This window comes from Streptomyces sp. NPDC054770 (assembly GCF_053611985.1).
In genome coordinates this window covers 19932-33170 of the sequence record NZ_JBSHBL010000068.1, presented here as the reverse complement: position 1 = coordinate 33170, position 13239 = coordinate 19932, and the positions used below count along the sequence as shown (strand labels likewise).

Below are 13239 nucleotides of genomic sequence, written 5' to 3'. Positions count from 1 at the left end.
GTACCGGGGCTCTGGGCGGGCCGTGGACGGTGGTCATCCGGCGCAGCAGTGTCCGCCGTCCGCCTCCGCCGTGGTGGCCGGCGGGTGGCAGGAGACCGGTGCGGGAACGTCCAGCGCGGGGTTGCGGTCGAAGAAGCCGTCCGGTTCCAGGCGCAGCCTCGCCCGGGCCACCGGCATCACCGGCCACTCCTCGGGACGCGGGAAGTGGTGCGAGCCGACCGTCGCCCACAGCACCAGCTCCGTGCCGTCCAGCGAACGGTCCTCCTCCAGCCAGCGGTGCACCCCGTCCGCGCCGGGCTCGGCCTGGTTGGGGTACTCGCCGGCCACGAACCGCCGCGCCGGGTCGTACTCCGTGGCCCACAGCTGCTTCGCCACGAACGGCGCCCGCCGCGCGCACACGCTGTCCGGACGCACCGGCAGCACCGCCGTGTTCTCCACGTGCACCCGGTACGCGGTCGGCTCCCCCATCCGGTTGCGCGCCTCGGTGCTCTCCACCCGCCAGTGCAGGGCCCGTCCGGGATCCGTGGAACGCCCGCCCTCCGCCTCGCTGAGGACCGGCCGGAGCACGGTCCGTGCCGCGTTGCCGTACGGGTCGAGCGCCGGGTCGCTCTCGTGCTCGGCCGTCACCTCGACCAGCCGGTTCGCCGTCCCGTCCACCGCCATGTCCAGCCGTACGGCGAAGAAGTGCTGGTGGTTGGTGACCGCCACGTTCGGGGCGACCCGCCGGGCGTACGGCGTCTCCTCGTCCTCCGTGACACCGGTCGCGGAGAGGATGCCGGTCATCTTGATCTCCAGCATGACCGAGCCGTCCTGGTACAGGGACCAGTAGAAGCCGTAGTCGTAGTTGGCGACCGTGGCGAACGCCGAGATGATCAGGCGGCGGGAGCGGCGCACCTCCGTGCGGCCGGTGCGTCCGTCGTGATGCTTCCAGAGGATGCCGTCGTCCTCCTCGTGCATGCACACCGCGTTGGGGATGACCCGGGGCACGCCGTCGCCGCCGAGGACCGCCGCGTCGAAGTAGTGGATGACGCCGAGGCAGTCGCAGCCCAGGGCGAGGGAGTTGGTGAGCGGCCCGGCACCGTACTCGCCCCAGTCGAAGAAGTTCTTGCGGTACTGGGTGGAGGCGGTGTCGAAGTACGGCACGTACATCTCGTTGACCGAGGCCCGGCGGATCACCTGGCGCGGCCCCCTGCCGCCCGCGTCGAAGCGCAGGTCGTGCAGCACCAGGCCCTCGCGGTGGCTGAAGCCGACCCGTACCGACCAGCCCTGCCAGTCCACCCGCTGCCCGGTGACGGTGAAGCTCGGCCCCTCGGGCTGGACCACCTCCAACGGCTTCAGACCCACCCGCTCGGGCACGGTCCCGGCGGCGAACACCCCGGACTCCTCCGACAGCGGCACCACCCCGTGGTCCTCGATGTACAGCACCTCCATCGACTCCATGTCGATGATCGGCACCACGCCCTGCACGGGCCGCGCGTAGCCGTTGTCGTCCTCCGACTCGCGGTGCCACACACTGCCCCAGGTCAGCCTGCGGCCCGGGTGCTCGGGCGGCTCGAAGCCGCCGATCGACTCCGGGTCGACCATCACCAGCGACACGTCGTGGATGCCGCGCAGCGCCAGCGCCTCCCGGAACCGCGGGTCCGCCCGGCACGCGGCGGCGGCCTGCCGGGCCTCCTCCGACGAACAGCCGGGGCTGCGCACGTCCAGCTCGCGCCAGGCCATGGACTGCGGCTTCTCGCCGAGTTCCAGGTCGACTTCGTAGCCGACGTGCGCCGAGGGGCAGATGACCACCGCGCGGGCGCGCCGGGCGTCGCCGGGCCGGGCGGTGCGCGCGTGGTCCTCGTCCAGGGCCACACCCCAGAACCGCGTGTCCTCGGTGACCCGGGGGTCGTCCTTCAGCACCTTGACGGCGACGGCCAGTTCGGCGGCGGTCAGGGGATCCAGCGGGTGGGGTGCGGCGGCGGACGCGGGACGGGGCGCGAGGGTGCTCATACGGGGGTTCCTTCCGGGGTGGTGCGGGTGGTGCCTGGGGTGCCGGGTGCCAGGTGGACCGTGCCGCCGTCGGCTCGGGGGTCGGAGGCGGCGTCCAGGCGGCCGTCGTGGGTGAGCCGGACTACCTGGACATGGCCGGCCAGATCGCTCGGACCCGGGGCGGTGACCACGGGAACTCCCGGTGACACGGCGGGCGTTGCCGACGGAACCGAGTCGGGCTCGGCGAGCAGCGTCTGCTCCTCGAAGCCGATGTCCCGGGCACCGATCACCCAGCGCGGGTCCGCGAGTACGGCCGCCGGGTCGGCGTCCGGGTCGGCCAGCCGGGGGAGGGTCTGGGCGAGGATCTGCGGCTGGGCCCGGCCGCCCTGGCAGCCCGCCGCCAGCAGCAGCGCGGGGGAGCGGCCGATCACCGGACACAGCGTGTGCGGCGGGCGCGCACCCGGGCGCAGCAGGCCGGGATGCCCGGGGAGCAGACTGAAGGCCGACCCCCGGTTGTGCAGCACGATCCCGGTGCCCGGGTCGCACAGTCCGGAGCCGAAGGTCTGGTAGACGCTCTGGATGAGGGAGACCGCGAGCCCGGAGGAGTCCACGGCCGTCACCGCGACGGTGTCACCGGACGGCCGGAACGGCGGCCGTGGCGGGAAAGTGCCGGCCAGCGGCGCCGGGTCGCGCAGCCCGTCGAGGTCGAGCCGCTGTCCGCGCGGATCGCCGAGCAGCCGGTCCCGGGCGGCCGAGGCGTCCTGACAGCGGGCGGCCAGCAGCCGGGTGCGCTCCGCCGCGGAGCGGCCTCGCGCGCCGGCCGCCGCGGAGAGCAGGGCGGGCAGGACAGCGCCCTGACTGGGCGGGGGCGCGGCCCACCAACGGACGCCCACGGGCTCGGTGCCCGCCCCGACGCTCACCGCGTCGGTGCCCACGGGCTCGACTTCCACCGGCTCCGCGAACTCGGCCCGGTGCGCCGCGAGGTCGTCGGCCGTGAGCGGGCTGCCGAGGTCGCGCAGTCCGGCGGCGAGTGCCTCGGCGACGGTGCCGCGGTAGAACGACCAGGGGTCGTCGGCGAGTTCGTCGAGCACGGCCGCCAACCGGGGCTGGGGCAGCGGGTCGCCTTCCACCAGCGGTCGGCCGTCCGGGCCGGTCAGCAGCGCGGACAGGCCCGGATCGGCTTTGATCCGCGTCTCGTTGTCCCGTACCGCGCGTGCCAGCCCGGCCGAGACGGTCGCCCCCGACCGGGCGAGCGCGGCGGCGTCCCGCAGCGCGACGGCGAGCGCGCCCGGCGTGCCGTACGCCTCGGCGAGCGCCGCCCAGCCCGCCACCGCGCCCGGCACGGTGACGGTGTGCGGACCCTGGGCCGGCATCCGGGAGTCCGCCGAGCGCAGTGCCTCGGCGTCGGTACCCGCCGCGGCCGCCCCGACGGACAGCAGCGCGCGCACGGTGCCGTCCGGAGCGTGGACCAGGGCGATCAGGTCGCCGCCGAGGGAGCACTGGTGCGGGTAGACGACGGTCAGCGCGGCCGCGGCGGCCAGCGCCGCGTCCACGGCGTTCCCGCCGCGCCCGGCCGCCCGCCGGGCCGCGGCGAGCGCCGCGGGGTGCGGGGCGGCCAGGGCCAGTGCGTCGGTCCGGCTCACGCGGCGTCCCGCGGCAGCAGCAGGGTGCGGGAGGGGGCCGCCTCGGCGCCCTGGAGGGGCAGGGGCAACGACAGCATGTCGTAGACCCCGGCCGGGGCATGCAGCAGGTCGACGACTTCAAGGATCAACACGTCCGCACCGCACAGCAGTTGGTGCGTCTCCCAGTGTGTGGTGTAGGCGACCGCCTCGATGCTGAGGTAGTCGATGCCCGCCGTGCGCACCCCGGCCTCGATCAGCCGCTCGGCGCCGTCCGGGGCCAGTCCGACCCACTGCCGGGCCTTCCACGGACTGCGCAGCACCCCCGCCGAGTTGCTGGTGCGCAGCAGCACCCGTTCCTCGCTGCCGAGCCCGGCCGCGTCGAGGTCGGCGGCGGTGATCTGCTCCTCGACGTGGGTGAGGTCCAGCACCCGGGCCGTGCCGTTGAGGGCCGACAGGTCCAGCCGGTCCACGGTTTTGCCGCCGTCGATGAAGTGGGCCGGGGCGTCGATGTGCGTCCCCGTGTGCGCGCCGATGCGCCAGCGGCTGACGTTGGACGGATCGCCCGCCGTCCGCGACTCGACGACCTCCATCTCGGGCCGCCGGCCCCAGTGCAGCATGCCGGGGTGGATCGGCACCGAGACATCGATGGCCTTGGTCACATCGAGGTGCATGACACGCTCCTATTGGATGCGGATAGTCTGTAAATGGATCCAATGTTGATGAACAGTGGACGGCGGCGGCGTGGCAGACTGCTCCACCACCGCGCGGCCCCCGTCAGCCCCCGAGAAGGGTGAGACCCACTCCGATGACGCCCCAGACCGACGAAGGCGCCCTCGTCGACGACATCGCTGCCCGTATCCGCGCGCGGATCATGGACGGAGAGCTCCCGATCGGGAAACCGCTGCGCCAGGCGGCGCTGGCGGCCGAGTTCGGGGTCAGCCGCACCCCGGTGCGCGAGGCGCTGCGCCAGTTGCAGAACGGCGGGCTGATCGAGATGCAGCCGCACCGCGGCGCGGTGGTGCGGGTGCCGGCGCCGTGGGAGGTGCGGCAGGCCTACGAGGTGCGCGCGGAGCTGGAGGCCCTGGCCGCCCGGCGCGCGGCGGCGAGGATCACCGACAGCCAGCTCGCCGAGCTGCGCCGTCACAACGACGTGCTGCGCGCGGCGGCGGGCGCCGGCGCCGCGGGCACCCCGGACACCACCCAGGCCAACGACTGCTTCCACACCGTGGTCTGCCAGGCGGCGGACAATCCCTGGCTGCGCCGGATGATCGACCGGATCAACGAGAGCTTCCCGCGCAACGTGTCCTCGTTGGCCCTGACCGGAGACGAACGCCACCGTCAGCTGAACGTCCGTCAGCACGACGCCGTCGTGGCCGCGTTGACCGACCGGGACGAGGACCGGGCGCAGGAGGCCATGCGCGAGCACGTCATCAGCGCCGGCGAACACCTCACCGCCTGGTACGAGCGACGCTCCCAGACCGTGTTCCACGGCTGACCCGCCCCCGGCCGTCCCGGTGGCGGCCGTCACCGGGCACCGCCGGGAACCAGCCGTGCGGGGGAGAGGAAGTCCAGGTCCGGGCGCGGGAGTTCGCAGACCAGGTCGGCCAGGGCCGCCCCGATCGCCGGGCCGAACTTGAAGCCGTGTCCGGAACAGGCCGAGGCCAGCAGCGCCTGCGGCACACCGGGCACCTCGCCGACCAGGAACCGCCGGTCCGGTGTCATCGTGTACAGGCACGTCAGGCTCTCCGTGACCGGGCCCGCACCGGGCAGCACCCGCTTCACCGCCTTTGTCAGCCGGCCGAGTTCGGCGTCGGTCGCGGCGGGTCTGGCCGACTCCGGATCCCATGCGGGACCCGAGTCGAGACCGGCCTTCAGCCCCCGGCCGCTGGCGGCCGGAAAGCCGTAGAGCAGTCCTTCCGGCAGGTCGACCGAGAAGCTGCCCAGCCCGCCGGGCCCGAGCGGTCCCTCGGGATCGGCGGCGAAGTACGCGTTCACGATCCGGGTCACCGTCAGGTGCGGGGTCAGCGACGGCACCAGGTGCGGCGTCCACGGCCCGGCGCACAGCACCAGCCGACGGGCCCGTACCTCCCCGTCCGCCGTCCGGACCACGACCCCGTCTCCGTCCGCCCGCCAGCCCGTGACCTGTGTGCGGTCGGCGATCGTGGCTCCGGCCCGTTCCGCGAGGGCGAGCTGGGCGCGCAGGGCCACGCGGGCATCGATGATCCCGGCGGCCGGGTCGTGGACCGCGGTGAACCCCTCGGGCAGCCGCAGTCCCGGGAAGATCCGGGCCGCCTCCGCGCGGTCCACGGTGCGGCAGCCCGGACCGCGCAGCGGATCGGGCCGCTCCCCGGGCGCCGCGTACAGCCCGCCGGTGACGTCCACCAGCCGGGTCCCCGCGGCCTGTTCCAGCTCGGCCCAGGCCCGGTAGGCGGTGTCGACCAGGCCGTCCCAGTCGGAGTGCGGATAGGCCCGGCGGATCATCCGGGTGGCGCCGTGCGAGGAGCCGTGGTCGTGCCCCGCCGGGAACCGTTCGATCCCGAGGACGTCCAGCCCCCGTTCGGCGAGCTGCCGCAGGGCCGCGCCGCCGTGCACGCCGAGCCCGACCACCACGGCGTCACGGCGGGCGACCGCGGACGTCCGGGTGCCACGTGCGCGCGGGAGGCCGGCCGGGGGCCGGGAGGTTGCCGCCGTAGCCCCCGTGGCTGCTGTGGCACCGGCACCTGCCGCCGGGGTCGCACGGCCCGTTCCGCGCGCCTCCGCCGCGATCTCCGCGACCGCCTCGACCAGGGCGTCCAGGTCGCCGTCGTCGGTGTACACGTGCACCGACGCCCGTACCACCTTGGCCAGTCCGCGCGGCTCCATGTCCCAGCGGCCGTGGTCGGCCGGTACGGCGATCAGGTACACCCGCCGCAGCGCGAGGCGCCGCTGGACCTCGCTCGCGTCGAGCCCCTCCACCACGAAGGTGACGATCGCCCCGCCCGCCGCCGGCGGGTCGGTGAGCCGGACGCCGGGGACCGCGCCGAGCTGCTCGCGCAGCCGCGCGGCGAGGACGGACAGCCGGCCGAAGACGGTCGTGGGGCCGAGCGCGTGCAGGTCGGCCAGCGCCGAGCCCAGGCCGAGCCGCAGTGCGTGGGCTGCCTCCCACAGTTCGAACCGCCGTGCGTCGGGGGCCAGTTCCCAGCTGCGCTCGGCCGTCCAGCGGGCCCCGCGCACATCCGGTGCCTGCGGGGCGAGCCGTTCGAGGAGCGGCCGGCGCACCGCCAGCAGGCCCGTACCGCGCGGACCGCGCAGGAACTTGCGGCCGGTGCCGATCAGCAGATCGCAGCCGAGGGCGGTCATGTCGACGGGCAGCTGGCCCAGCGACTGGGTGGCGTCGAGCAGGAACGGCACCCCGTGCTCGGCGGCCAGCGCGCCGATGCCGGCGGCCGGTTCGACCAGTCCCGACGAGGTCGGCACGTGCGCCGCGGTCACCAGCGCGGCGGGACCGGTACGCAGCGCCCGCTCCAGGGCCGCCAGATCGGTCGCGCCGTCGGGCCCGCTGGGCAGCACCTCCACCCGTACTCCTGTGTCGCGCTCGGCGGCCAGCAGGTGCAGGGCGCTGCTCACATAGCTGGAGCGGGCGGCGAGCACCCGGTCCCCGGGGCGCAGCCGCAGCGCCGACACGATGCGCTGCCAGCCGGCGGTGGCGCTCTCGACCAGGGCGATCTCGTCCGCGTCGACACCGAGCAGGCCGGCGGTACGGGTGTAGACGGCCGCCAGGTCGTCGGCGGCCAGCTTGGCGGCCTCGTAGCCGCCGTGCAGGCTCTCGGCGCGCAGCTGGGCGATGACCGCCTCGACCGTGTCCGAGGCGAGGAGCGCGGCGCCGGCCGCGTTGAAGTGGTGACCGGTCGCGCAGCCGGGGGTGCGGGCCCGCTCGGCGGTCAGGTCGAAACCGGCGGGGGCCGGCGGCATCGCCGTCACGGGGGTGTTCACAGCGCCATCGTGATGCTCTTGGGCTCGGTGAACCCGTCGACCGCCGCGTCGCCGAGGTCCCTGCCCAGACCGGACTGCTTGCTGCCGCCGAACGCCATGGCGGGGTCGAACTCGTTGTAGGTGTTCACCCACACGGTGCCCACCTGGAGCGCCGCCGCGGTGCGGTGCGCGCGGCCGAGGTCGGTGGTCCACACGCCCGCAGCGAGCCCGTAGTCGCTGTCGTTGGCGAGCGCGATCGCCTCCTCCTCGGTGTCGAACGGCAGCACCGCGGCGACCGGTCCGAAGATCTCCTCCCGGGCGATCCGCATGTCCGGCGTGACGTCGGTGAACACCGTGGGCCGCACGAACCAGCCGGGCCCCGGCAGGGGTTCGCCGCCCGTGACGGCCTTGGCACCCTCGGCGCGGCCGAGGTCCAGGTAGCCCGTGACCCGGTCGAACTGCTCCTGGGAGACGAGCGGCCCGATGTTGATCCCGCCCGAGAGACCGGGGCCGATCCGCAGCGCCTCCACGACCGGCAGCATCCGGTCCAGGAACTCCTCGATCACCGTGCGCTGCACGAGCAGTCGGCTGCCCGCCGTGCACATCTGTCCGGAGTGCCCGAACACGGCCCGGACGGAGGCCGGTACGGCGGCGTCGAGGTCGGCGTCGGCGAACACCATGTTCGCGGACTTGCCGCCCAGTTCGAGCGTGAGCCGCTTGACGGACGGCGCCGCCGCGGCCATGATCAGCCGCCCGACGTCGGTGGACCCGGTGAACGACACCTTGGCCACACCTGGATGCGCGACCAGTTCCGCCCCGGTGCGTCCGTCGCCGGTCACCACGTTGACGACGCCCTCCGGCACACCGGCCTCCAGGCACAGCGCGGCCAGCCGCAGCGCGGTCAGCGGGGTCTGCTCGGCGGGCTTGACGACCACCGTGCAGCCGGCCGCCAGGGCCGGGGCGAGCTTCCAGGCCGCGATCATGAAGGGGAAGTTCCAGGGGAGTACGGCGGCCACCACGCCCACCGGTTCCCGCACGCTGTACACATGCCGGCCGGGCCCGGCGGGATGCACCGTGCCGGTCAGCCGGGCCGGGGCGCCCGCGAAGTGCCGGATCGCCTGGAGGCCCAGCTCCACGTCACCGCGGGCCCGCTCGATCGCCTTGCCGTTGTCCAGGGTGTCCAGGACCGCCAGCGCCTCGGCGTCCCGCTCCACCAGGTCCGCGAGCCGCAGCAGGACGTCCCGCCGGTCACGGGGCGGCAGCGCGCGCCAGCGGCCGTCGCGGTGCGCGGCCGAGGCGGCGGCCACCGCCGCGGCCACGTCCGTCGCGTCCGCCTGGGCGATCGTGGTCAGCGGCTCGCGGGTGGCCGGGTCGAGGACCGGGATGCGCAGGGCAGAGGCGCCCGTGGTCCAGGTGCCGCCGATGAGCATGGGCTCGCACTCGGGCAGCCTGGGCAGGGTGATGCTGGGGTCCAAGGGGGTTCTCCTTGTCGTTCGTGGGACGGGCGGCGCGGTTCCTCGGGCGGGATGGCTCCGGCGGGACGGCTCAGGCGGGATCGCCGGGCCGGTGCGCCGCGCTGGGCCAGGGCTCGCGCACGGCCGCCGAGACCGCGCGGGCGGTGGTGAGCACACAGCGGTCGAACTCCGCTCGCCCGTGGGCCGCGTTGGCCTCGGTGACGTCCCTGCCCCACACACCGGTCTCGCTGACCTGGTCCATGCGGTAGTCCCAGAAGGAGTCGACGTCTACGTGCGAGGTGGCCCGCTCCATCCGCACCAGCTCGGGGGCCAGGTGCAGCATCACCGAGGTCTCGAAGTAGTTGGCGTGCATCAGCGCCCGCCCGTATGTGACATGGCCGTCGACCTCGGGCCCCGGGTACATCGTCACGTACCCCAACGCCCGCACGCGTGCGTCCCGGTGACGCACCCTCAGTTTCTCGGCGGACACGTCCAGCGCGCCGTTGTTCCAGATGTGGCCGTTGAGCAGGACGAACTGCCGTACACCGCTGGCGTACAGGGAGTCGATGACGTCCTCCACGACGGCGATCAGCGTCTCGGGGCGCAGCGCCACCGTCCCCGCGAAGCCGCCGTGCGAGGCGGACACGCCGAAGGCCAGCGACGGCAGCACCGGTACGCCCGTCAGCGCGGACACGCCCAGGGCGACCGCCTCACATATCCGGGTGTCCACGGCCAGCGGCAGATGAGGGCCGTGCTGTTCGGTGGCGCCCACCGGGATGATCACCGCGTCGCTTCCGGCGACCGTGGTCCCGGCCTCCTGCCAGGTCAGCTCCTCCCACGGCAACGGCGCTCCGCTGCCGCCGAGTTGCGCGGCGAGTGCGGGCACGTCAAGGCCGGTGGGGACGCTCAGGCCGTTGGGCCCTGTGATGACGGACGGCATGTCTCTCCTTTCCTCGGGGGTGCGGTGCTGTCGTTCGGGGTCACCAGCGGCGCCGGCTCTTCTCCGGGAGCAGGTCCAGGGCGCGGGCCGGGACGGGTCGGTCGCCGTCGACGGTGGTGAGCCACACGACGGCGTCCGGGCAGTAGTCGCTGATGAGTTCGCGGCACACCCCGCACGGCGCGATGATCCGGAACCGTCCGGCGGGCTTGATCTGCACGGACACCACCGAGGCCACCGCCAGTGGCGCACCGGGCGCGAGGGCGCCGCGCGCGGTGCCGAGGGCGACTCCCTCAGCGCAGATCGAACTGCGCCGGCAGGAGCCCTCGACGTGGACGCCGGTGTGGATCCGGCCGTCCGCGGTGCGCAGGGCGGTGGCCACCTCGTGCCGGTCCGGCTGCCACACCCGGTCCAGCAACGCCTGGGCCACCGAAAGGAGTTCGGCGTCCTGCTCGCTCATCTCCGGCGGGACGGCCACGGGTGCGGGGGTCATGCGCCGAGCCCCAGCAGGCGGGCCATGTTGCCGCCCTCGACCAGCGCCCGGTCCTTCTCGTCCTCGACCGCCTTGGCGATCTTCATGCGCTCCAGGTCGAAGTCCGAGCCGGGCCACTCGCTGCCCATCAGGATCTGCCGGGGGCCGAGCCGCGCGTAGGCCCGCTTCACATCGCTCATCAGCGTCGCGGACGTCTCCAGGTAGATGTGCGGTTGCCGTTCGGCCACGATGATCGCCTCCGGTACGTTCCACACCGCCCCCATGTGCGCGATGATCGTCGGCACCCCGGGGTGGTCCCGGGCGATCTCCTCGATGGCCAGCGGCGCGCAGAAGGCGTCGTCGAGGGCATTGACGAGCACCAGCAGCCCGCGCCTTGCACAGGCCTCGAACACCGGGTCGAGCAGTCCGTGGTCGGCCACGTGGTAGCCGTGCAGGCTCGGATGCAGCTTCAGCCCCACCAGTCCGGCATCGGCGATCCGGTCGATCTCCTCGATCGCGTCGTCCGCCTGCGGCAGCACCTGGCCGAAGCCGAAGAACCGGTCGGGGTGCGCGGCCACCAGCGAGGCGATGAAGTCGTTCTCGATGCGCTGCGCGAGCGAGCACACCATCGCCATGTCCACCCCGGCGGCGTCCATCCGGTCGAGGATGCGGCGCGGCTCGAAGGGCTTGTACGGCGGCGGCGCCTCGCCCTTGCGCGCGCCGGTCAGGTAGTCGGAACGGCCGCGCACGTCCTGCGTGGTGTTGTAGGCGTCGATGATCAATGCGGGTCCTCACTCACGGGCACGGGGCCGAGGGGCAGATGGCAGCGCACGCGGCGGCCCGGCGACATCTCACGCAGTTCCGGGTGCCGGGTGCGGCAGAGGTCGGTGGCGAACGGGCAGCGGGTCCGGAACAGACACCCCTCCGGCGGGTCCGCGGGGTCGGGCAGCTCGCCCTCCAGGGGCTGCCGCTCGACGGGAGGGCCGGGCCGCAGCTCCGGCACGCTGGCCAGCAGCGCGCTGCTGTACGGATGGGCGGGGCCGGAGAAGAAGGCGTCCCGGGGAGCGGTCTCGATGATCTCGCCGAGATACATCACAGCCACCCGGTCGGCGATGTGCCGCACCACACCTAGGTCGTGGGAGATGAACAGCATCGTCAGACCCCGGTCGCGCACCAGGTCCGACAGCAGGTTCAGCACCTGGGCCTGGATGGACACGTCCAGCGCGGAGACCGCCTCGTCGGCCACCACGAACCGCGGCGACGAGGACAGGGCCCGGGCGATGCCGATGCGCTGGCGCTGGCCGCCGGAGAACTCGTGCGGCTTGCGGCCGCCGGCCTCGGCCCCCAGACCGACCAGGTCGAGGAGCTCGGCCACTTTACGTTCCGCGTCGGCGCGGCTCGCGCCCCGGGAGCGCAGCAGCGGTTCGGCGACGATGTCGGCGACCGTGCGGCGCGGGTTCAGCGAGCCGAACGGGTCCTGGAACACCATCTGGAGCTCGGCCCGGGTCCGCTTCAGGCGCCGGCCGCGCAGGCGGGTGAGATCGGTGCCGAGGAAGTCGATCCGGCCCGCCGACGGTTCCACCACGCGCAGCAGCGCCCGCCCGAGCGTGGACTTGCCACACCCCGACTCGCCGACCAGGCCCAGCGTCTCGCCCTCGGCGATGTCCAGGTCGACGTCCCGCAGTGCCCGCACCCGGCCGCCGTCCCGGCCCGCGTAGTCGACCCGCAGTCCGCGGGCGCTCATCAGGACCTCGCTCATACGGCGGCTCCCGCCGCGCGCGCCCGTACTCGGTCCTTTGCGGGCAGCACACAGGCGTCCAGGTGGGCCGGGCCGCCGTGGCGCCGCCGCAACTCCGGGCGGCTGTCGCAACCGTCGTGGGCGAACGCGCAGCGCGGCCGGAAGCCGCAGCCGGACGGCCGCTCGACACCGGCGGGCGGACTGCCGGGGATGGCCGGCAGCCGTTCGGGCACCGGGCCGTCCAGGGGGGGCACCGAGCCGAGCAGGCCCATCGTGTACGGGTGCTGAGGGTCGAACAGCACCTGGTCGCGGGTGCCCTGTTCCACGATCCGGCCCGCGTACATCACCGCCACCCGGTCCGCGACCTCCGCGACCACCCCCAGGTCGTGGGTGATCAGCAGCACGGACGTGCCGTGCTCGCGCTGCACCCGCTTCAGCAGCGCCAGCACCTGGGCCTGGATGGTCACGTCCAGCGCGGTGGTGGGCTCGTCGGCGATCAGCACGGCCGGGTCGTTGGCCAACCCCATCGCGATCATCACACGCTGGCGCATGCCGCCGGAGAGCTGGTGGGGATAGGCGCGCGCGGCCCGCGCCGGGCCCGCGATGCCGACCTCGCCGAGCAGCTCCACGGCGCGGCGTGCGGCCGTGGCGCGCGGGACGTCGCCATGGGCGCGGATCGTCTCCGCGACCTGAGCGCCCGCCCGGTGCAGTGGGTTGAGCGCGGCCAGCGCGTCCTGGAAGACCACCGTCACGTCCTTGCCGCGCACCCGGCGCAGCTCCCGCTCGGACGCCCCCACCAGTTCCCGCCCCCGGAAGGACACGGATCCGCCGACGTGCGTGCGGGGGCCGCGGTTGAGGCCGACCAGGCTCATCGACAGCGCCGACTTGCCCGACCCGGACTCGCCGACCAGCGCGAGGATCTCGCCCCTGCGCAGCGTCAGGTCCACCCCGTCCACGGCGGGCAGCCGGCCCGCCGGTACGTCGAACCCGACACTCAGGCCGCGTACTTCGAGCACCGGCTCCGGAGAGGGCGCGTCGTGCACACCTCCCGACGCGGTCGCTTCGTGCAAGCCTCCCGACGCGGTCGCTTCGTG

Annotated in this window: 11 protein-coding genes; 1 reads left to right on the top strand and 10 read right to left on the bottom strand. The window is 74.2% G+C overall.

Features of this window, described 5'->3' with window-relative positions; translation table 11 throughout:
* Positions 1–33: 33 nt before the first annotated feature.
* The 3 genes from ACWGKQ_RS39745 to ACWGKQ_RS39735 are packed head-to-tail and all read right to left on the bottom strand — an operon-like array spanning position 34 to position 4264.
* Positions 34–1992, bottom strand: coding sequence for a primary-amine oxidase (locus tag ACWGKQ_RS39745; protein ID WP_453296927.1), 1959 nt, complete (start codon positions 1990–1992; stop codon positions 34–36).
* A complete protein-coding gene (locus ACWGKQ_RS39740) occupies positions 1989–3614 on the bottom strand; it encodes a gamma-glutamyltransferase (protein WP_453296926.1) in 1626 nt (541 codons plus the stop codon). The genes ACWGKQ_RS39745 and ACWGKQ_RS39740 overlap by 4 nt, the downstream gene beginning before the upstream one ends.
* On the bottom strand, positions 3611–4264 hold the full coding sequence (locus tag ACWGKQ_RS39735) for a cyclase family protein (RefSeq protein ID WP_453296925.1): 654 nt from the start codon (positions 4262–4264) through the stop codon (positions 3611–3613). Before ACWGKQ_RS39735 ends, ACWGKQ_RS39740 begins: the two co-directional genes overlap by 4 nt.
* 134 nt (positions 4265–4398) lie before the next feature.
* Between ACWGKQ_RS39735 and ACWGKQ_RS39730 the strand changes: the two genes are divergently transcribed.
* Positions 4399–5088, top strand: coding sequence for a GntR family transcriptional regulator (locus ACWGKQ_RS39730; RefSeq protein WP_453296924.1), 690 nt, complete (start codon positions 4399–4401; stop codon positions 5086–5088).
* A 29-nt stretch (positions 5089–5117) separates the two neighbouring features.
* Here ACWGKQ_RS39730 and solA read toward each other — a convergent pair whose 3' ends face one another.
* The 7 genes from solA to ACWGKQ_RS39695 all read right to left on the bottom strand — a co-directional run bounded on the left by solA (position 5118) and on the right by ACWGKQ_RS39695 (position 13215).
* Entirely contained in the window at positions 5118–7565 is a 2448-nt protein-coding gene (gene solA, locus ACWGKQ_RS39725; protein WP_453296923.1) for an N-methyl-L-tryptophan oxidase, read from the bottom strand.
* The gene (locus ACWGKQ_RS39720) at positions 7562–9019 is read right to left on the bottom strand and encodes an aldehyde dehydrogenase family protein (protein WP_453296922.1); all 1458 of its coding nucleotides are present in this window, start codon (positions 9017–9019) and stop codon (positions 7562–7564) included. Before ACWGKQ_RS39720 ends, solA begins: the two co-directional genes overlap by 4 nt.
* A gap of 70 nt (positions 9020–9089) precedes the next feature.
* Entirely contained in the window at positions 9090–9938 is an 849-nt protein-coding gene (locus ACWGKQ_RS39715; protein ID WP_453296921.1) for a creatininase family protein, read from the bottom strand.
* Between the two features lie 40 nt (positions 9939–9978).
* On the bottom strand, positions 9979–10428 hold the full coding sequence (locus tag ACWGKQ_RS39710; protein WP_453296920.1) for a cytidine deaminase: 450 nt from the start codon (positions 10426–10428) through the stop codon (positions 9979–9981).
* The gene (locus ACWGKQ_RS39705) at positions 10425–11189 is read right to left on the bottom strand and encodes an amidohydrolase family protein (RefSeq protein ID WP_453296919.1); all 765 of its coding nucleotides are present in this window, start codon (positions 11187–11189) and stop codon (positions 10425–10427) included. The genes ACWGKQ_RS39710 and ACWGKQ_RS39705 overlap by 4 nt, the downstream gene beginning before the upstream one ends.
* A complete protein-coding gene (locus tag ACWGKQ_RS39700) occupies positions 11186–12166 on the bottom strand; it encodes an ABC transporter ATP-binding protein (RefSeq protein ID WP_453296918.1) in 981 nt (326 codons plus the stop codon). Before ACWGKQ_RS39700 ends, ACWGKQ_RS39705 begins: the two co-directional genes overlap by 4 nt.
* Positions 12163–13215 carry an ABC transporter ATP-binding protein gene (locus ACWGKQ_RS39695; RefSeq protein ID WP_453296917.1) on the bottom strand — a complete coding sequence of 351 codons (1053 nt, stop codon included), beginning with the start codon at positions 13213–13215 and terminating at the stop codon, positions 12163–12165. Before ACWGKQ_RS39695 ends, ACWGKQ_RS39700 begins: the two co-directional genes overlap by 4 nt.
* Positions 13216–13239 lie beyond the last annotated feature (24 nt).